Here is a 19691-nt window from a genome sequence, read left to right on the forward strand (position 1 = left end):
CGGCAGCTGCCCAGCAGCGATGTTCGGTGGAGACGTGCAATCAGGAGCAGGTAGGGTCCGGATCGGGCGAGGTGTGCGCCTCGCGGGGCTCGGTCGTCGTCAGGAGGCGGTCTGTTGCGGTTGCTGCTGATTCGCCATGGCCAGACACCGAACAACGTCAGCGGTGCCTTGGACACCGCGATTCCCGGTGCGGGTCTGACACGGCTCGGGCACACCCAGGCGATCGCGGTGCCGCCGGCGCTGGGCGACGAGCGGATCGCTGCCATCTACGCCTCCCGATTGACTCGAACCCAGCTGACCGCGGCGCCCCTGGCCCGCGTACGGCGACTGGATGTGACGGTCACCGCCGGTCTGGAGGAGATCTCGGCCGGCACGTTGGAGATGCGTGCCGATCCCGAGGCGCTGCGCGGGTATGTCGACTGCCTGGTCAGCTGGGTACACGGCGACCTCAGTCATTCGGTGCCGGGCGGTATGTCGGGTCACGAGTTCTGGGAGTGCTACGACGGGGCGATCCGGACCGTCGCGGCAGCCCACGACCCGGAGTCGACCGTGGCGGTCTTCAGCCACGGTGCGGCCATCCGCGTCTACACCGCGCTCGCCACTGGGCTCCGACCGGAGGCGGTCGCTGATCTCTCGATCGCCAACACCGGTATGGCCGTGCTGGAGGGTGATCCGGACATCGGCTGGCGTTTGGCACGGTGGAGCAGCACACCGCTCGGCGGTGTCGACCTCCTGGATCATCGTGCGCACGATGTCACCGGCGAGAGCGTCGAGGAGACCTCGGCTGCTGACGGAGAACCGCCTCTCGCGCCCTGAGGTTGGCCGCGACACGCCGCATGCGCAGCAGCGAGAGTCAAATTCCCATCACGAAGGAATGACTGATGCCTGCAGCATGTCTGACCGAACAGGCACGAGTGGCTCGGCGGACAATGCCTCTCGTCCAGTGGGTTCGCTGCCGTCGTACTGTTCGATCATGCTCACCGCAATCCATACCTTGGTGTATTCCGACGATGCGGCCGCGACCCGGGCATTCTTCAAAGATGTGCTGCGCTGGCCCTACATCTCGGAGGGAGAGCGTGGTGATGCCGGAGTCGGCGGCACCGGCACCGGCGGCGCTGACCCGGCCGAGTGGCTGATCTTCGGCACCGGACCCAGCGAGCTGGGTGTCCATCCCACCGCCGGCGAGCACGAGGGGAGACCTTGGCGCTCACCCAAGCATCACTCCGTCGCGCTCATGTGTGACGATCTCGATGCCACCATGGCCGAGCTCGCCGGGCGGGGCGCGCAGTTTGCCGGAGAGCCGCAGAACATGGGTTTTGGACGGGGCGTGCTGGTTCAGGTGCCCGGAGCCGATGACATGCTGCTGTATGAGCCGCGGCACGCGGTGGCCTATCACCTGCGTTGATCACCTGCGTTGAGTCAGCTCGGCCGTCGGAAGGCGGCGTCGCAGTCGGGACTGTCGCTGTTGCCAAGGACAGCGCGTACCGGAGCAGACGCCGACGACTCATCCAGCATGAGTACGCGCACGCAGGTCAGCCTGTCACGCCGTCGAAGCGGCGGATCTGCGGTCAGGCAGGATGACTCCATGAGCCCCGTGAGCCCGATGAACTTTGCCTCCTTGTATGCGCATGGGTTCGCCCGGGTGGCGGCCTGCACCACCGATGTCTATGTTGCCGATCCGGCCCGCAACGCCGCGAGCGTGATCGAGGTCGCCCGTCGAGCGTCGGGCGAAGGGGTGGCGGTCGCGGTGATGCCCGAGCTCACCCTGACCGGCTACGCGGTGGAGGATCTGCTCGGTCAGGATGCCCTGCTGGATGCGGTGCTCGTCGGGCTCGCCGACATCGTGACGGCTTCCGCCGACCTGCTGCCGGTGATCATCGTCGGCGCGCCCCTGCGACACAACGCCCGGCTGTTCAACACAGCGGTGGTGATTCATCGCGGACGCGTCCTCGGCGTCGTGCCGAAGATCCATCTGCCGACCTACCGTGAGTTCTACGAGCGTCGGCAGTTCGCCTCCGGGGACGGGATCGTCGGGCTGGAGATCACCATCGCCGGCCAACGTGCCCCGTTCGGCACCGACCTGCTGTTCGAGGCGAGTGATGTCCGGGGGCTGCGGATCGGAGTGGAGATCTGCGAGGACATGTTCGTGCCGGTGCCGCCGTCGAGCCGGCTGGCTCTGGCCGGCGCCACGGTGATCGCGAACCTGTCGGGCAGTCCGATCACGATCGGCCGGTCCAACACCCGCAGCCTGCTCTGTCGGGCACAGTCGCTGCGCTGTCTGGCCGCCTACCTGTACGCGGCAGCCGGCCAGGGTGAGTCGACCACCGATCTGTCCTGGGACGGGCAGACCAGCATCTTCGAGAACGGGGCTGAGCTCGCCCAGGGCGCCAGGTTCGAGGAGGATCCGCAGCTCACCACCGCCGACATCGACCTCGATCTGTTGCGCCAGGAGCGCGCCCGGCAGGGAACCTTCGAGGACAATCGCCGTGGGGCGCTCGGTGGCGCGTCGTTCCGGACGGTGGAGTTCACCTTGGCGCCGCCGATGAGTGACCTCGGGCTGCGCCGCCGGGTCGAGCGGTTCCCGTTCGTGCCGGCCGATCCGGAGCGGCTCGCCCAGGACTGCTACGAGGCGTACAACATCCAGGTCGACGGCCTGGCCCAGCGGCTTCGGGCGATCCACACCGAGAAGGTGGTGATCGGCGTCTCGGGCGGCCTGGACTCGACCCACGCGCTGATCGTGGCCGCCCGGGCGATGGACCTGCTCGGGCTGCCGCGTACCAACATCCTCGGCTACACCATGCCTGGGTTCGCCACCGGCGATGTGACCAAGTCCAATGCCTGGCGGCTGATGACCTCGCTCGGCATCACCGTGCACGAGCTCGACATCCGACCGACCGCGACGCAGATGCTGGCCGATCTCGACCATCCGTTCGGTCGCGGGGAGGAGGTCTACGACATCACCTTCGAGAATGTCCAGGCGGGGTTGCGGACCGACTACCTGTTCCGGCTGGCCAACCACCACGGCGGGATAGTGCTCGGCACCGGTGACCTCTCCGAGCTGGCGCTGGGCTGGTGCACGTACGGGGTTGGCGACCAGATGTCGCACTACAACGTCAACGGAGGCGTGCCCAAGACGCTGATCCAGCACCTGATCCGGTGGGTCAGCGGGCTGGTGCCGTTCGCCGGCGAGACCGCTGACGTGCTGCTGGCGATCCTGGACACCGAGATCTCCCCGGAGCTGATTCCGGTCAAGCCCGGCGAGGTGCCGCAGAGCACGGAGAAGTCGATCGGACCGTACGAGTTGCAGGACTTCAACCTCTTCTACACGCTGCGGTTCGGCTTCGCTCCCTCCAAGATCGCCTTCCTGGCCCAGCACGCCTGGCGGGACGTCGACGCCGGCAGCTGGCCACCGGCGTTCCCGCGGGAACGCCGGCGAGCGTACGACCTGCCGGTGATCCGGGAGTGGCTGATCGTGTTCGTCAAACGCTTCTTCGGCTTCGCCCAGTTCAAGCGGTCCGCGATGCCGAACGGCCCCAAGGTGTCGCATGGCGGTTCGCTCAGCCCGCGTGGCGACTGGCGGGCACCATCGGACGGGAACGCGGCGGTCTGGCTGGCCGACATCGAGCGCAACGTGCCGACCGGGGTCGATACGGTAGCGGCAGCACAGAGGTCGTCGACATGACATCACCCATCTGAAAGGCAGGTCGCTGAGCGCATGAGAGTTGTGATCACCGGTGGAGCGGGATTCCTGGGTTATCGACTGGCCGAGGCCCTGCAGCAGAAGGGCAGCTTGGTTGTCGCCGACGGGGAGTCGGAGCCGATCGAGGAGATCGTGCTGTTCGATCAGCCCGGTGGGGTGGCACGGCTGACCGATCTCCCGGCTACCTGGCGTGCGGTCGGCGGAGACGTCGCCGGCGCGGACTTCGGCGCGCTGCTGGGTGACGGACCAGTCGGTGTCTTCCATCTCGCCTCGATCGTCAGTGGCGAGGGCGAGCGCGACTTCGACCTCGCGATGCGCGTCAACCTGGACGGCGCACGGCAGTTGCTCGAGGCCTGCCGCGCTCACCCGCACCCGGTGCGGCTCACCACCACGAGTTCACTCGCGGTCTTCGGTCCGGCCAGCGGGGACACCGTCGACGACGACTCGCTCGTCCAGCCGGCCACCACGTACGGGATGACGAAGGCGGTGCTCGAACTGCTGATCAACGACTACGGCCGCAAGGGCTTCGTCGACGGCCGCGCCGCCCGGCTACCTACGGTGATCATCCGACCTGGCGTCCCGAACGCAGCGGCCTCGTCGGCCGCCAGCGGAGTCTTCCGCGAACCGTTGAAGGGCGTGGACTGCCAACTGCCCTTCCCGCTCGAGACCGTGATGGCGGTGGCCAGTGTGGAGTCGATCATCGACAACCTGATCCTGCTGCACGAGGCACCCGCCGAGGTGCTCGAGGGACGCCGCACAGTGACCCTGCCCAGCATTTCGGTCACCTTCGCCGAGATGGTGGAGACCTTGCAGCAGGCGGTGCCGGCCGACCAACTCGGCGCAGTGACGGTTCAGCCGGATCCGGCGGTGCAGGCGATCGTTTCGAGCTGGCCGACCCACGTCGAGGGCACCCGCGGAGTCGGGTTCGGGCTCCGACCGACCGACGATCTCGCGACCACTTTGGCGGCGTACCGCGCCCGCTACTGCTGACAGGACGACTGGATTGTCAGCTGGCGAAGGTGGCCGGCATCCGGGCGGCATCGCTGGGCAGCGGTGGGTACCGGATGTCGTCCACCTGAGGTAGCCAGTTGACCGATTCCGGGACGATGACCACGGTCGTGGTCGGGGCCTCTGCCGGGTCGGAGTCCACCGCCGGATCGGCCAGTTCACCCGACGGGTCGGAGACCACGATGGCGACGCCGGCGACCCGGACCACGCGTCCCCAGTCGGCTGTGCTGGCGTCGACATCCAAGGCGACGTCAGCACCGTCGAGGAACTGGCTGGCGTCGCTGTACGCCGGCAGTCGGATCAGGATTCGATGCCCCCAGATCGCGTACCGGACGGCCAAGGCGACCACACCCCGGGCGCGGGCGTAGCGGAGCAACCCGACGTGTCGCCGGCTCACCACGCTCCACGGTGTCGGGCCGGCGGGGACCTGACGATGCCGCTGGTGGGCAGGCCGGTGCAGGGGAGCAAGATGGGTGGAGAGGGGGATCTGATGCGCTGTCATCGCAGATCATCTGCCCGTCGAGGAGTCGGTTGCAGGATCCCCCTCAGTCTTCCACCAATCACCCGGTCCGCGAAGGGCCGAAGACCCCTCAATTTGGTAGATCTCTCAACCAGTCTTGTAGATCCTTCAATCCGACAGCGCCGCCTGCGCGGCCGCCAGCCGGGCGACCGGAACACGGAGCGGCGAGCAACTGACGTAGGTCAGGCCGTGCTCGTGGCACCAACCGATCGAGGTCGGATCGCCGCCGTGCTCCCCGCAGACTCCGACCTCGAACCCCTCGTGCAGATCGGCCGCGTCGATGGCCAGATCTATCAGCGCGCCCACGCCCTCGGGGTCGATCGAGGTGAACGGGTCATGGTCGTACACCCCGGTGCGGAGGTAGTCGACCAGGAAGCTGGTCTCGGCGTCGTCACGACTCAGCCCGTACGTCGTCTGGGTGAGGTCGTTGGAGCCGACCGAGAAGAAGTCGGCATGGGCCGCGAGCTTCGGCGCGGTCAAGGCGGCTCGCGGTGTCTCGACCATGGTACCGACCTGGTACGGCATGCTGACGCCGCGCTCGGCGAACACGGCGGCCGCCTCGGCGTCGATCACTGTGCGGGCCGCGGCCAGTTCGCCCGCGTCGGTGGTGAGCGGCACCATCACCTCCGGGTGTGGGTCGCCGCCGGCCTCCAACGCGTCGCAGGCGGCCTCGAAGATCGCTCGGACCTGCATCTGCAGGATCTCCGGATAGCGGAGTGCGAGCCGGACGCCGCGTAACCCCAGCATCGGGTTGGACTCCCGCAGCGCCTCCACCCGGCCTAACAGATCCTCGTCGTGCCGCAGCCGGGTCAACAGACCGTCGATCTCGTCCAACGACGCCGCCGCCGACAGGCGGATCTTGGCGTCGGTGATCCGATGTGACAACTCTTCGAAGGTGGGTAGGAACTCGTGCAGTGGAGGGTCCACCAGCCGGATGATCACCGGCAGACCGTCCATCGCCCGGAAGAGACCGAGGAAGTCCGAGCGCTGCAGCGGCTGCAGTTCGTCCAGCGCCTCCCGGCGCTCGGTCGTCGAGCCGCTCATGATCATCTTCTGCATCAGCGGCAGCCGGTCGGTGGCGAAGAACATGTGCTCGGTCCGGCACAGGCCGATGCCCTCGGCGCCGTTGGCGCGGGCCCGCTGCGCGTCTACCGGGTAGTCGGCGTTGGCGCGTACCCCGAGTCGGCGATAGTCGTCGGCCCAGGACAGCAGCGTGCTCAGCCAGCTGTCGCTGATGTCGGGTACGAAGGTGTCGAGCTGGCCGAGGAACACCTGACCGGTGCCGCCATCGAGCGAGACCCAGTCGCCCTCGGCGATTTCCAGGTCACCGACCAGCGCCCGGTGGCCCACCAGGTCGACCTCCAGCGCGCTGACCCCGACCACGGCGGGCTTGCCGAACTGCCGGGCGACCAGCGCGGCGTGACTGGTCCGGCCGCCGCGGGTGGTCAAGATGCCTTGGGCAGCGAGCATGCCGTGCACGTCGTCGGGCTTGGTCTCCGGCCGGACCAGGATGATCTTGCGGCCGTCGGCGGCCAGCCGTTGAGCGGTGTCGGGGTCGAAGACCACCGCGCCGACCGCGGCCCCAGGTGACACGTTCAGCCCGGTGGCGACCAGCCGGCCCTCCTCGATCGCGGTGGCCCGTGCCACAGCGGAGAGCTGTGGGTGCAGAAAGAAGTCGATCTGGGCCGGGCTGACCCGGCGTACCGCGGTAGCCCGGGTGATCAGGCCCTCGTTGGCCAGATCCACCGCGATCCGGACCGCCGCCGTGGCGGTCCGCTTGCCATCGCGGGTCTGCAGCATCCACAAGGTGCCGTCCTCGATGGTGAACTCGATGTCCTGCATGTCGTGGTAACGGGCCTCGAGCCGACCGGCCATCTCCTGCAGCTCGGCGTACAGCCGCGGCATCACCTTCCCCAGCGACTGGATCGGCAGTGTCGCGCGGGTGCCGGAGACGACGTCCTCTCCCTGGGCATTGAGCAGGAAGTCGCCCTCCAGACCAGGCGCGCCGGTAGCCCCGGACCGGGTCATCGCGACACCGGTGGCTGATTGCTCGCCGAGGTTGCCGAAGACCATCGCCTGCACGTTGACCGCGGTGCCGAGGTCGTGGGCGATCCCGGCCGCGGTCCGGTAGTCGATGGCGCGACGACCGTTCCAGGACCGAAAGACCGCCTCGATCGCCATCCGCAACTGCTCGTACGGATCGGTCGGGAACTGCGGCGCGATCTCACGGAAGCGGGCGACCACACCGCGCAGGTCCGCTGCGGTCAGCTCGGCATCGCTGGCCACGCCCCGGGTGGTCCGCGCCGCGGAGAGCACGTTCTCGAACAGCTCGTCGCGCAAGCCGAGCACCACCGTGCCGAACATCTGGATCAGCCGGCGATAGGAGTCGTAGACGAAGTGCTCGTCACCGCTGCGATCGATCAGGCCCTTGGCCGTGTCGTCGTTCAGCCCGATGTTGAGCACCGTGTCCATCATCCCGGGCATGGAGAACTTCGCCCCGGAGCGGCACGACACCAGCAGTGGTGTTGTCGGGTCGCCGAACACCTTGCCCAGCTTGTGCTCGGTGGCGCGCAGGGCCTCCAGCACCTGGTCCCAGATCTCGGCTGGCATCGACCCCGGGGCCGGCGCCTGATCGACCGTGTTGTCGCCGTCGAGATAACGCAGGCAGGCCTGCGTGGTGACGGTGAAACCGGGCGGTACGGGGATGTCCAGCCTGGTCATCTCGGCCAGGTTCGCACCCTTGCCGCCGAGCAGTCCGCGGACGTCGTCCCACGTACCTCCCAGCGTCTGCTCGACGGTGTCGAGCTCATCGAAGCGATATACCCAGCGAGTGGGGGCGGACATGCGGTCTCTCCTCGTTCCTTGGTCTGCGGTTCCTTGGTTCGCTCAGCTGTTGACGATCAGCTGTCGACGACCTCGACCAGATCCTCGATCGGACGCCGGTTGGTCGGGACGTTCGGGGCGGCCTGGCCGATCCGGAGCAGCAAGTGCGGATAGAACGGCAGACCGAGTTCGGCGCGGAGCTGCTTGCGGGTGCGCTTCACCTCGATCACCTGGGTGATCAGGCCGGCCACGTAGTCGAGCCGGGTCGCCTCCAGCCAGAGCCGCTGCAAGGCCTCCCCGGCGCGCAGCCAGGCGTACGGGCCGTCCTCGACGGTGCCCAGGATCATCAGGCACTGCTCGGCGTCGGAATCGCGTACCGGAGACATCTGGCCGGACACCTTGACACCGAAGTCCCGGATCGGCACGTCATTGGGTTCCCGCGACTCCATCGGGAAGGAGCGGGAGGTCACGCCGTCGCGACGGGTGGCGATGCTGGTGGTCCACTCGCGCAACTCGGCGAGGTAGGCCGGGTTGTCGTTCTCTGCCGCATCGGCCTCCTGCAAGAGCCGGGCAGCGGTGTTCCGGGCTTCCCTGGTCTCCAGCGCGACCAGGGTCGCATTCTCCTGGGCGGCGGCATTGGACAGCTCCCACTGGATCTCCTCGGGCACCTCGCGCTCGAAGAACTCACGCCGGTTGGTGTGGCGCCGTGCGATCGCCGGCTCCAGCCGGACCAGGGGTGTCCACGGGGCCCGATGATCGGCGACCGTCAGCCGAGCCAGCAGGTCGGGATCGTTCGGGTCGGGGAACCGTTCCACCACGAAGCTCTTGCGCTCGGCGGCGAGAGCCACCCTGGCGTTGAACAGTGCGCAGCCGCAGCTGATCAGCAGCTGGCGGGAGGTCGGGTCCAAGACGTGCAGCCGTCGCTCCCGGTTGGCCCGGAGCTCGAAGGTGGTGGGAGTGATCCGGAATCGCCAAGGCTGGGTGTTGTGCACCGACGGTGCGAGACTCGCCTGCGCCGCAACGCGATGCAGCAGTGCGGTCTGCTCTCTGGCGGCGGTCGTGGTCATGATGGGACTCCTCGTTCGGATCGACGTTCGCCTCAACGAGCTGCCGACTCCTACCCCAGCGGCCCGAGAGGCCCACATCGCCAGTGTCTGCCGGGCCGGCTGCGGTCAGCAGAGTCGGAAGTCCCACCGGGAGGCGCCAGTGGTCTGTGTTGGTCGTCACTCGCTGTTCGCTGCGCTCCACAGACTCCGTCTTCCTTCCTCGCTCGCAAACGAAAAGCGTGTTTGCTCCCTCGTCTGTCCAGACGGAGCCGTCGCTCCGCTCACGGCCGCTCGCGACGGGTATCAGTCGGGGCGGCCTGGGTCTCATCCACCCATGACGAACTTCCATGTATGTGAGGCCGGGCCAGCTGACCTGGTGGCGGCCGAGTTGTGTCTCGATGAGTTGTCGAAGGACTTCGAAGGGAGCCTGTCGGACCCGGAGTCCGAGCGGGTGATCTGCAAGCAGCTCGACTGTGCGACCTTGGTGGTCGAACAACAGCTCCGAGCCAAAGTGTGGAGCCATGACTGTGACTCCGAGCTGGGCAAGCTCTTCGACGGCGAACTCCTCGTCCGCGAGCTGACCACCGTCTTCGCTCATGGCTCCGGAAAGCGCCGAGGGTTCCACTCCGGGACGTTTCGCTGGCGGACCTCCGCCGGCATCGTCCAGGGCCACCTGCGGGGGATGACGAACGAAGGTACGCACCGCAAGCCCGCGTTCGACGGCTGTCAGAAGTGCGGTGATGACAACGTGATGGAGGGCCGCTTGTGTGGTCGCCTGGTCCGGCCGACCGATGAGAAGCTCGCGGGTATCCAGGTCACGGCTGCGTACCGGATTCGGTACGACTCGTCGGAAGGTGGCGGAGTCGGTGGCGTGGCAGGAACCATCGAGGGCTTGCTGATTCGCACCTGCGGCTGCGAGAAGGACTGCGGCTGCTAGGAGCAGCGGCCGTGCTGGTCGCCCCAGCCGATCTGCTCGATCTTGTCGGTCTCGCTCTATCTGTAGCCAGTGCAGATCCAACAATCCCGAGCAGATCCGGTCAGGGCACCCAATCGCCACAAAGCCGAACGTAGGGTTGTGCGAGTGGCGTACCGCACGTTGGGATCCGGTCAGCGTTGTCAGGTGTGGGTCGGGGGGCCGGACCTGGTGGAGCCGGAGTTGATCTTCGAGACCGACGAGTTGCTGATCGAGGCGCCGAACTGGTCGTTGGCCGGCGACGTGCTGTACGTCAACGGGAACGGGCGGCTGTGGCGGCTGCCCGTGGACGGTTCCGCGGGACTGGAAGAGATCCCGCACCAGGGCCTGCCGAGCATCAACAACGATCACGTCCTCGACCCGGACGGCGAGCAGGTCTATCTATCCGCCGAGGACGGCCACATCTACCGCGCCGCGCTGACTGGAGGACCGGTTGAGCGGGTCACGGTGGACGAGGGCGTATGGCACTTCCTCCACGGTGTCTCGCCGGACGGCGGCCGGCTGGCGTACGTTCGCCTCAAGGACTTCGCCGAACCCGGGCGGCTGGCGATCATGGCGCCGCATGGACCGACAACGGTCGTCGACACCGGGCCCGGCCATCTCGACGGCCCGGAGTGGTCACCGGACGGGCGGTGGATCTATGTCAACACCGAGGCCTTTACCGATCGACCCGGTCACGCCCAGCTCGCCCGCGTACGCGATGCCAGTCTCGGCGAAGGAACGGAGATCGAACGGCTGGTGGTCAGCGACACGGTCGACTGGTTCCCGCACCTGTCACGCGACGGGCACTTCGCCAGCTACATCGTGTTCCCACCGGGCACGTTGGGACATCCGCCGGACTTGGACGTCGAGGTCCGAGTCGTGTCGACAGCCGACTGGACCGTGCCGCTGCGGCGCTATCCGCTGTTCGGCGGTCAGGGCACGCTCAACGTCAACAGCTGGGCCCCGACCGGCCGGAGGTTCGCCTTTGTGGCCTACCCGATTCAATAGCGTCATCACCGACCAAGCAGCGACGGCCGGAGGAGGGGACAGACCTGTGATCGCAGACGAGTACGCCATCGATCCCCGTCGGTACGCCAAGGTGTTGCGCGAGCAGCACTCGAGCAGGATGAAGGGCGGCATCTATCACCTGACCCAGATAGTGATGGCCTACAACTCGAACAAGATCGAGGGCAGCCAGCTGAGCTCGGAGCAGACCCGGTACATCTACGAGACGCGCACCATCGCGGGGGACGATGTCAATGTCGACGACATCATCGAGACCGTCAATCATTTCCAGGCGTTCGACGAGATGCTCGATCAGGTGGACGAGCCGATCACGGCGCAGACGATGAAGAGTTGCCATCGCACCCTCAAGCACGGCACGGCGGACGCCCGTCAGGACTGGTTCGCCATCGGCGACTGGAAGCGCCTGGCCAATGCGATCGGAGACGTCCAGACCACCGCGCCCGCGAAGGTCGAACTCAAGATAACGCAGCTGCTGAGATCAGTCCCGGAGACGATGTCTTTCGAGGACATCGTCGACTTCCACCACCGCTTCGAGCGCATTCACCCTTTCCAGGACGGCAACGGCCGGGTGGGCCGGCTGCTCATGTTCCAGCAATGCCTGCGGAACGGCATCATGCCCTTCGTCGTGCTTGACGCGCAGAAGCAGTTCTACTACCGGGGCCTCAGTGAATATGACGACGAGCCCGGCTTCTTACGCGACACGTTCCGCTCTTTCCAGGACGCCTACTACGACCGGTTTGCCCCGTTCGTCGAGGTGCTGCCCGCCTCTGGGAAGTACACGTAGTCGGCTAGTGGCAGCGGGTCGTCACGTTGGAGGAGCCTTGTGCTGACCCCTCCTAGCTACGGCACCTTGGCCGGCAGCCGGACTCGGATGGTGGTGCCGTAGCCGACCTGGCTGATCACCTCGGATGTGCCACCGTGGGCAGCGACGATCGAGGACACGATGGCCAGCCCCAGACCGGCGCCGCCGGTGTGGCGGGTACGGCTGGCGTCGCCGCGCCAGAACCGGGTGAACACGTGGGCGCGGTCCTCGACCGGGATGCCAGGGCCGTGATCGGTGACCAGCAGAGTGTGTACGCGGCTGCCGGCTTCGCCAGCATCGGTCGGCGCCGGTCGGACCGTCACCTCGACCGGGCTGCCGGGGGGCGTGTGCTGGACCGCATTGCCGACCAGGTTCTGCAGCACCTGCTGCAGCTTCGGTGCGTCGCCCAACAGCGTCGCCGGCCCGGCCGCGTGTAGCGAGAACGTACGGTCGGGGTTGATCACGCGGGCGTCCTCCACCACCTCGGTCGCCAGCACGGCGAGATCGACCGGATCGAGATCCAGCGGTCGCGCCCGGTCGAGTCGGGCGAGCAGCGCGAGTTCGTCGATCAGCACTCGCATCCGTCCCAGCTGGGTCATCGCGCGCTGCATGGCCTGGTCGCGGCGGTCCTCGTCGGTCAGGCCGCCCTGCAGATAGAGCTCGATCCAGCCGGTCGCGGTGGTCAGCGGGGTCCGCAGTTCGTGGGAGGCGTCGGCGACGAACGCGCGCAATCGAGCCTCTGCCTGCTGCTGGACGTCGAACGCCTCGTTCACGGTGAGCGCCAACCGTTGCATGTCCGGATCGTCGGTCGGCACCGGCAGTCGTACGGTTCGATCGCCCGCCGCGAAGGCGTGCGCCTGCTCCGTCATCCCGTTCAGTGGCCGCAAGCTGCGGCGCACGATGAGCACGGTCGCCGCGGTGATCGCGGCCAGTGCGCCGGCCACGCCGGCCACGGCGATCAGCACCAGTCGCCGTTGGGCGGCGGCGGCGACCCTGGTATCGAACCCGATGATCATCGCGTCGGCCTGGACGATCGTGCCGTCGGTATCGACGAAGCTGGCCTGGGCAGGGCCGATGTCCAACCGGATCGCCAGCATCCCCGGCCGGTCGGGGACCTCATGCGGCCGACCATCGTTCAGGGCGGCGCCCTGGAGCGCGACGGCAGTCTCCCGGTCGGTGTTCACCGCCATGGCGACCCGTCCATCGTTCTCGATCACGACGGCGGCGTTCTCCGGCTTGGCCATGCTCTCGGTGGTCGCCGCATCGATCTGGAGTCCGTGCAGCCCGATCAGACCGGCCTCGATCCGACCCGCAGTCGTCACCAGCCGATTGTCGATCTGGTCACGCATATAGGAGCCGACGAAGAGCACCGAAAGCGTCGTCGTCACGACGATGACGATCACGCTGCTCGTCACCAGCAGGACGATCAGTCGGGAGCGAAGCGTCCAGCGCGTCACGTCATTCCTTCGTCGGCCCGGATCGTGTAGCCGAAGCCTCGAACGGTGTGGATCAGCGGCGGGAGGTCGGCATCGATCTTGCGCCGCAGATTGGAGACGAACCGTTCGACCACGTTGCTGTCGCCACCGAAGTCGTACTGCCAGAGCTGATCGAGGATCTGGGCTTTCGACAGGACCCGGCCCTGGTGGAGCAGCAGATAGACCAGCAGCCGGAACTCGGTGGGGGACAAGTCGATGCTGCGGCCCGCTCGCCGGGTCAGATGGCGGTCCTCGTCGACCTCCAGATCACCGCAACGCAGCACACCCCTGGGCGACACCCCGGTCGATGCCAGCCGATCCAGACCGGGCTGCCCCGCCTGGCCGTACCCGCCGGCCCGGCGCAGCAGACCCTCCAGCCGTACGGTCACCTCGACCACGCTGAACGGTTTGATCAGGTAGTCGTCGGCACCGAGCCGCAGCCCTTTGACCCGGTCCTCCACCGTGTCCCGCGCCGACAAGAACAGCACCGGCATGGTCTCGCCCCGATGGCGCAGCAACTGGACGAAGTCGAAGCCGTCGATGCCGGGCATCATCACGTCCAGCACGATCGCGTCCGGATCGTCGGAGCCGAACAATGCGAGCGCCGCCTGGGCGTCCGCTGCGGTGCTCACCCGGAAACCGGCGAAGCTCAACGACGACTGCAGCATCTCCCGGATGCCGTCGTCGTCATCCACCACCAGCACGTGGGCCTGCGTCGACCGCGTCACGGGCTTTAGTTTTTCACTGTCCCTGCTGGTCGCAAGCCTGGTACGCCGTCGTCAGCCAATCGTCAGGTTCCGGGCCCCGATTCCGTCAGCCTGTCTCGATTGGGTGGATCCGACGCGTGGCTTCGGGGTCGCGCGCGTCGTCAGGGGCCCGTTGGGCGTGCCGCGAGAGGGATCAGCCATGTCGACTTTCCTGTATGCCCTAGGGCATGCCGTCGCGCGTCACCGCTGGCGAGCACTGCTGGTCTGGGTGCTGCTCACCGTGCTCTGCTTCGGCGTGAGCAGCGTGGCCAAGGGCGCACTGGTCAACGACTACTCGATTCCAGGTACGGAGTCGCAGGCCGGCATCGACACCCTCGATCAGCGCTTTCCCCAGGCCTCGGGCACCACCGGGCAGCTGGTGTTCCAGTCCAAGTCCGGGCCGATCAGCGACCACAAGTCGGCCATCGAGAGCCAGATCAAGGCGATCGAGAAGGTCAAGCACGTCAGCAGCGTCGACGACCCGTTCGCCTCGGGTGCGGTCGGGACCATCTCCGACAACAAGGAGTTCGCCCAGTCCCAGATCCAGTTCGACGTCTCGGTCACCGATCTGAACGAGACCACGATCCACGAGGTGGAGAAGGCCGCCGTCACACCGGCCGGGCAGAACTACATCACCACGCTCGGCGGCGACATGTACACCCCGACCGGGGCCGGCGTCGGATTGACCGACCTGATCGGTGTCTTCGTCGCGTTCGTGGTGCTGTCGATCACATTCGGCTCGCTCGTCGCCGCCGGGCTGCCGCTGATCACGGCCGGGCTTGGCGTTGGGATCACCATGTCGACGATCCTGACCATCGCCTCGGTGGCGACCATCTCCACCACCACCCCGACCTTGGCCTTGATGATCGGCCTGGCCGTCGGCATCGACTACGGCCTGTTCATCGTCACCCGGCACCGACGACAGCTCGCTCAGGGCCTCACCGTCGAGGAGTCGATCGCGCAGGCCTCGGCCACCGCCGGGTCGGCGGTGGTGTTCGCCGGTACGACCGTGATCATCGCGCTGTGCGGCCTGGCGGTGGCCAACATCCCCTTCCTCACCGTGATGGGTGTCGCTGCCGCCTGCGGTGTCGCGGTCGCGGTCTGTGCGGCGCTGACCCTGCTGCCGGCCTTCCTGGCCATCTGTGGCAATCGGCTCCGGCCCAAGGAGAAGTCGCATGCGGTCAAGCTCGCTGCCAAGGCGGCCGCCGGGCGCACGATGGGCGCGCACTGGGTGGCGATCGTCACCAAGATCCCGGCGCTCACCGTAGCGGTGGTGCTGCTGGTGATCGGCGTGGCCGCCTTCCCGGTCAAGGACCTGGCGCTGGCCTTGCCGGACAACGGCAGCGCCGAGCCCGGTACGCCGCCGCGTACCACCTTCGACCTGATCGCCAAGGAGTTCGGACCCGGCTTCAACGCCCCGCTGCTGGTGACCTCGGACATCATCACCAGCACCGACCCGAAGGGCACGGTGCAGTCCCTCGCCGACGACATCGCCAAGATCCCCGGGGTCAAGGCGATCACCAAGCAGACGCCGAACCAGACCGCCGATCTCGGGCTGGTCCGGGCCGTGCCGGAATGGGCGCAGAGCGATCCGCGGACCACCGAGCTGGTCGGCAAGATCCGCGCCCAGGCGCCAGGCTGGGAGGACAAGCTCAAGATCTCCGACATCACCGTCACCGGCACCACCGCGGTGGCGATCGACGTCAACAGCCGGCTGAGCGGCGCGCTGGTGCCGTTCGGGCTGGTGGTGGTCGGCTTGGCGCTGTTGTTGTTGATGATCGTCTTCCGCTCCGTCGCGGTGCCGATCAAGGCCGCCCTGGGATATCTGCTGTCGATCGGGGCGGCGCTGGGCACCGTGACGGCCTGCTTCATCTGGGGCTGGGGTGCCGGCCCGCTCGGGATCAGCGCGATCGGCCCGATCGTCAGCTTCCTGCCGATCATCTTGATGGGGGTGCTGTTCGGCCTGGCCATGGACTACGAGGTGTTCCTGGTCTCGGCGATCCGGGAGGACTACGTCCACAGTGCCGCACATCCAGGTCTGCAGAACCGGGCGGGTCATGCGATCCGGACCGGGTTCATCTCCAGCGCGCGAGTGGTCACGGCGGCAGCGGTCATCATGATCTCGGTCTTCGCCGCATTCATCCCCGAAGGCAGCTCGACGATCAAGCCGATCGCCGTCGGCTTGGCGGTCGGGGTGTTCGTGGATGCCTTCCTGGTTCGGATGACGTTGGTGCCCGCCGTGCTGGCACTGCTCGGCGACAAGGCGTGGTGGATGCCGAAGCGGCTCGATGCGGCGCTGCCGCATATCGACGTCGAGGGCTCGGCTCTGGTCCGGCATGTCGAGCAGGTCGACTGGGACGAGGCGCACCCGGCGATCGCGATCCGCGGCGAGGGAGCGCTGATCGCCGCCGGCAGCGGTCCCGCGCCGGTCGAGCTCTCGGTGCCGACGCAGGCCACCGTCAGCTACGACCATCCGGACCCCGGAGTCCGTACGGCACTGGTGTGGACGTTGGCCGGTTGGCGCAAACCGGCCGGTGGGGTGTTGTCGGTGCTGGGTCAGGTGCTGCCGGAAGAGGCCGGCTACGTACGCAAGCTGGTGCGGGTGATACCGCTGCCCAGCAGCGACGACGACGCGGTCTCGGTCCGCCGATATGTGTCCACGTTGCTGATCGCGCAGTCCGGGAAACCCTGGCCGTCGCCGAAGACCACCTCGCGGGCAGTCCAGTACGCGACGGGCTGGCTGTCACCATTGCGCGGACCGGTTGGCGATGCCCCGCCGCTGGGGGAGCGCCGGCTGGGTCAGCTGACCGCCCTGGAACGCCGACTGGTCACGCTGGCTGCGGCCGCCGTCCAGAGTCCGAAGCTGATCGTGGTGGAGGAACCGGACCGCGACCTCGCGACCGCCGAGCTGTCCTGGTTCGCCGGTGTCTGCGCCGAACTGGTCCACGACGCCGGGCTGACGGTGCTGCTGGTCGGGGCGAAAGTCACCGCGCTGGCCGGTGCGGAAGCTGGGGGAGGTGCGGGAGTGGCGGTGGACGCCGTCGAGCCGGCCGAGCAGGTGACGCCATCGGAGGGCGGTTCGGTCGAGCGGGTTGACGTCGAATCGGCCGCCGAGATGACGCTCGTCCGCGATGGCGCGGCTGTTCTCGATGCGGAGTCGGTCCCGGAGATCCCAGTCGTCTCCGAGGTCGAGACGGATGTCGAGTCGGTGGACCGACCCGGCGAGTCTCCACCGCCCAACGAGGACGGACCGGAAGCCAGAGAGGAGCGGGCCCATGAGCTCGCCTGAACGCAAGCGCACGGCGCCGGCACCGATGTCGCGCTGGCTGGTGCCGGTGGTGGCGATCCTGCTCACGGCACTCGCCGGCGGCATCGTGCTGTGGGCCGTCCACGGTCATCAAAACAGCGGGCCGGCGGTGCCGCTCGCCATCGTCAATCTCGATCAGCCGGTCACCCAGGGCTCGGGCAGCGACGCGAAGACGATCGCCGCGGGCCGCCAGCTCGCGGCCAGCCTCAGCTCACCCGATCCGGACAACCAGACCCCGCTGTCCTGGCAGCTGGTCGATTCCGACGACGCGGCAACCGGTCTGCGGGACGGCACCTACTACGGCGTGCTCACCATCCCGAAGAGCTTCTCGGCGCAGGTCACCTCGACCTCGTCGACGAAGCCGGAGCAGGCGCAGCTCAAACTGGTGAACAACGATGCGGCCAGCGCTGCGGTCGCCGCCTTGGCCCAACTGTCGGTCAACGAGGCTGCCCGAGGTCTTGGCGACCAGGTGACCAGCAACTACGTCGACGCGATGCTGCAGAACCTGACCAAGATCAACAAGAATCTGACCAGCTCGGCCAAGAGCGCAGACTCCCTGGCCAGCTCCAGTCATGAGCTCGCTGACTCCGCCGAGCAGCTCGCCGGGTCTGCCGACCAGGTCGCCGACGGCGCGGGCAGCCTCGACAGCGGCACCAAGAGCCTGGAATCGGGTACGGAGTCGCTGGCCGCCGGGGCCAGCAGCGCGGCCCGCGGGGCCGACCAGGTCGCCTCCGGCGCCCGTGAGCTGGCCTCCGCCGCGGGTCGGCTCGCCTCCGGGGCGTCAGCCGCGGCCAAGGGCGCCGACGATGTCGCCAAGGGCGCCTCGGATCTGGCCGACCTCGCCGATGGCCTGCACAAGGGCACCGGGACACTGGCGACGTTGACCGATCGCCAGAACACCGGGCTGGGGCGGACGGACCGAGCGGCCGGTGCCCATGCGACCGGAGCCGCCGACGTCGCGGATCGAGCAGCTCGGATCGCCGACGACTGTCCGGCCGCGCTGGACGCCGGGTACTGCCAACGGGTCGCCGATCTTGCCCGCCGGATCGGCGTCGAGTCGCGTGCTGCCACCGCGCTGGACAAGCTGGTCGGGGTCCAGGTCGACCGCGGTAAGGCGATCGACAAGGCGGCCGGCCGGATCGACACTGCCGCCGGCCGACTCGACACCGGGCTCGGCAAGCTCGGGCCTGCAGCGAAGAAGGTCGGGAACGCGGTCGACGACATCGGCGACGGTGCGACCGAACTGGAGCGGGCGGCGACCTCGCTCGCCTCCGGTGCCGCCGAGGTGGCCGACGGGACCCGCAGCGTGGCCGACGGTGCGGCCAAGACTGCGTCGGGCGTCCAGGACATGGCCGTTGCCGCCGACGAGCTGTCCACCGGCACCGACAAGCTGGCCTCGGGGGCACACCAGCTCGCCGATGGTGCCGACCAGCTCGCCGACGGCAACGACCAGCTGGCCTCCGGGCTGGCGAGCGGCGCCAAGCAGGTGCCCAGTTACAGCGATGATGAGCGCAAGGCACTCGATGAGGTGGTCACCACTCCGGTGACGGTCAAGACCAGTGCCGACAACCCGAGCACCGTGGCCGCCGGTCTGGTTCCTGTCGTTCTCGGTCTGGCGCTCTGGCTCGGCACCTTGATGATGCTGCTCACCAGGCCGCCGGTTCCGGTCGGGCTGTCGTGGGCCCAGGCGTCCCCGATCCGCCGGGTGGCGTTCGGTCTTGCCCCGGTGGTTCTAGTCGGCCTGGTGCAGGCGGGTCTGCTGATCGGTCTGGTGGCGATCGTCGGGATGCCGATTTCGTCCCCGCTCGGGCTGACGCTGTTCACGGTCCTCGGGGTGTTCGCGTTTGCCGCCACCAACCAAGCGCTGGTCAGCCTGTTCGGCGGTATCGGCCGGCTGGTCAGCCTCGCCTTCGCCCTGGTGGAGGCGGCGGCTCTGGGCGGGCTGATGCCGATCGAGACGGCGCCCGCCGGGATCCAGCTGCTGAACGGAATGCTGCCGCTGCCCCAGTTCGTCAACGGCGCCGGGCAGCAGCTGCTCGGCGGTCACGGTGGCCTGGCGACCGCCTGCCTGGTGCTGTCGCTCTGGACGGTGCTCGCGTTGGGTGTCTCGGTGCTCGCCGCCGCCCGCCGCAGCAGCCGGATCGGAGCCGGCGACTCCAGCACAGGGATCCCAGAACCACACCCGCGACCCGAGGCGGCGCCGGCATAGGACCACAATTTCGGTCCATGGGTGGGTTCACCGTCCTGGGCCGGGTGCTGGCTCGCAATCTCCATCCATGGGTG

The 19691-nt window shown here is 67.9% G+C and carries 14 protein-coding genes; 9 read left to right on the top strand and 5 right to left on the bottom strand.

What is annotated here, in order from left to right; all coding sequences use genetic code 11:
- Nucleotides 1-114 precede the first annotated feature (114 nt).
- The 4 genes from MLP_RS05020 (at nucleotide 115) to MLP_RS05035 (ending at nucleotide 4690) form a co-directional block, all read left to right on the top strand.
- Nucleotides 115-816: a histidine phosphatase family protein gene (locus MLP_RS05020; RefSeq protein WP_013861931.1), complete on the top strand. Its 702-nt coding sequence runs from the start codon at nucleotides 115-117 to the stop codon at nucleotides 814-816.
- 157 nt (nucleotides 817-973) lie between these two features.
- Nucleotides 974-1405: a VOC family protein gene (locus MLP_RS05025; RefSeq protein WP_013861932.1), complete on the top strand. Its 432-nt coding sequence runs from the start codon at nucleotides 974-976 to the stop codon at nucleotides 1403-1405.
- A 198-nt stretch (nucleotides 1406-1603) separates the two neighbouring features.
- Nucleotides 1604-3682, top strand: a complete 2079-nt coding sequence (locus MLP_RS05030; RefSeq protein WP_041789741.1) for an NAD(+) synthase — start codon at nucleotides 1604-1606, stop codon at nucleotides 3680-3682.
- 33 nt (nucleotides 3683-3715) lie between these two features.
- Nucleotides 3716-4690: an NAD-dependent epimerase/dehydratase family protein gene (locus MLP_RS05035; protein WP_013861934.1), complete on the top strand. Its 975-nt coding sequence runs from the start codon at nucleotides 3716-3718 to the stop codon at nucleotides 4688-4690.
- 16 nt (nucleotides 4691-4706) lie between these two features.
- Here the strand turns inward: MLP_RS05035 and MLP_RS05040 are convergent, their stop codons facing one another.
- The 3 genes from MLP_RS05040 to MLP_RS05050 form a co-directional block, all read right to left on the bottom strand.
- Entirely contained in the window at nucleotides 4707-5210 is a 504-nt protein-coding gene (locus MLP_RS05040; RefSeq protein WP_013861935.1) for a hypothetical protein, read from the bottom strand.
- A 126-nt stretch (nucleotides 5211-5336) separates the two neighbouring features.
- Entirely contained in the window at nucleotides 5337-8072 is a 2736-nt protein-coding gene (ppdK, locus tag MLP_RS05045; RefSeq protein ID WP_013861936.1) for a pyruvate, phosphate dikinase, read from the bottom strand.
- 56 nt (nucleotides 8073-8128) lie between these two features.
- Nucleotides 8129-9118 carry an Acg family FMN-binding oxidoreductase gene (locus tag MLP_RS05050; RefSeq protein ID WP_013861937.1) on the bottom strand — a complete coding sequence of 330 codons (990 nt, stop codon included), beginning with the start codon at nucleotides 9116-9118 and terminating at the stop codon, nucleotides 8129-8131.
- A gap of 313 nt (nucleotides 9119-9431) precedes the next feature.
- Between MLP_RS05050 and MLP_RS05055 the strand changes: the two genes are divergently transcribed.
- From MLP_RS05055 to MLP_RS05065, 3 genes are all read left to right on the top strand, one after another.
- Nucleotides 9432-10034, top strand: a complete 603-nt coding sequence (locus tag MLP_RS05055; RefSeq protein ID WP_049804458.1) for a hypothetical protein — start codon at nucleotides 9432-9434, stop codon at nucleotides 10032-10034.
- Nucleotides 10035-10178: 144 nt separating this feature from the next.
- Entirely contained in the window at nucleotides 10179-11060 is an 882-nt protein-coding gene (locus tag MLP_RS05060) for a TolB family protein (RefSeq protein ID WP_013861939.1), read from the top strand.
- Nucleotides 11061-11151: 91 nt separating this feature from the next.
- On the top strand, nucleotides 11152-11862 hold the full coding sequence (locus MLP_RS05065) for a Fic family protein (protein WP_407938990.1): 711 nt from the start codon (nucleotides 11152-11154) through the stop codon (nucleotides 11860-11862).
- 56 nt (nucleotides 11863-11918) lie between these two features.
- On the opposite strand, the gene MLP_RS05070 is transcribed toward MLP_RS05065, so the two are convergent.
- Together MLP_RS05070 and MLP_RS05075 are read right to left on the bottom strand one after the other, a co-directional pair.
- A complete protein-coding gene (locus tag MLP_RS05070; protein ID WP_013861941.1) occupies nucleotides 11919-13337 on the bottom strand; it encodes a sensor histidine kinase in 1419 nt (472 codons plus the stop codon).
- Complete coding sequence (locus MLP_RS05075) at nucleotides 13334-14083, bottom strand: response regulator transcription factor (protein WP_013861942.1); 750 nt, start codon at nucleotides 14081-14083, stop codon at nucleotides 13334-13336. The genes MLP_RS05070 and MLP_RS05075 overlap by 4 nt, the downstream gene beginning before the upstream one ends.
- Nucleotides 14084-14261: 178 nt before the next feature.
- Here MLP_RS05075 and MLP_RS05080 point away from each other — a divergent pair, with 178 nt between their 5' ends.
- The gene (locus MLP_RS05080) at nucleotides 14262-17390 is read left to right on the top strand and encodes an MMPL family transporter (RefSeq protein ID WP_013861943.1); all 3129 of its coding nucleotides are present in this window, start codon (nucleotides 14262-14264) and stop codon (nucleotides 17388-17390) included.
- Nucleotides 17377-19617, top strand: coding sequence for a YhgE/Pip domain-containing protein (locus MLP_RS05085; protein WP_013861944.1), 2241 nt, complete (start codon nucleotides 17377-17379; stop codon nucleotides 19615-19617). Before MLP_RS05080 ends, MLP_RS05085 begins: the two co-directional genes overlap by 14 nt.
- Nucleotides 19618-19691: the final 74 nt, after the last annotated feature.

Origin of the sequence: Microlunatus phosphovorus NM-1, from assembly GCF_000270245.1 — a bacterium.
Lineage (GTDB): Bacteria > Actinomycetota > Actinomycetes > Propionibacteriales > Propionibacteriaceae > Microlunatus > Microlunatus phosphovorus.

Bases quoted from the DNA above. Each gene is read 5' to 3' on its own strand.
- MLP_RS05025 (WP_013861932.1), top strand. From the start codon at position 974: ATGCTCACCGCAATCCATACCTTGGTGTATTCCGACGATGCGGCCGCG.
- MLP_RS05030 (WP_041789741.1), top strand. From the start codon at position 1,604: ATGAACTTTGCCTCCTTGTATGCGCATGGGTTCGCCCGGGTGGCGGCC.
- MLP_RS05035 (WP_013861934.1), top strand. From the start codon at position 3,716: ATGAGAGTTGTGATCACCGGTGGAGCGGGATTCCTGGGTTATCGACTG.
- MLP_RS05040 (WP_013861935.1), bottom strand. From the start codon at position 5,210: ATGACAGCGCATCAGATCCCCCTCTCCACCCATCTTGCTCCCCTGCAC.
- ppdK (WP_013861936.1), bottom strand. From the start codon at position 8,072: ATGTCCGCCCCCACTCGCTGGGTATATCGCTTCGATGAGCTCGACACC.
- MLP_RS05050 (WP_013861937.1), bottom strand. From the start codon at position 9,118: ATGACCACGACCGCCGCCAGAGAGCAGACCGCACTGCTGCATCGCGTT.
- MLP_RS05055 (WP_049804458.1), top strand. From the start codon at position 9,432: ATGACGAACTTCCATGTATGTGAGGCCGGGCCAGCTGACCTGGTGGCG.
- MLP_RS05080 (WP_013861943.1), top strand. From the start codon at position 14,262: ATGTCGACTTTCCTGTATGCCCTAGGGCATGCCGTCGCGCGTCACCGC.
- MLP_RS05085 (WP_013861944.1), top strand. From the start codon at position 17,377: ATGAGCTCGCCTGAACGCAAGCGCACGGCGCCGGCACCGATGTCGCGC.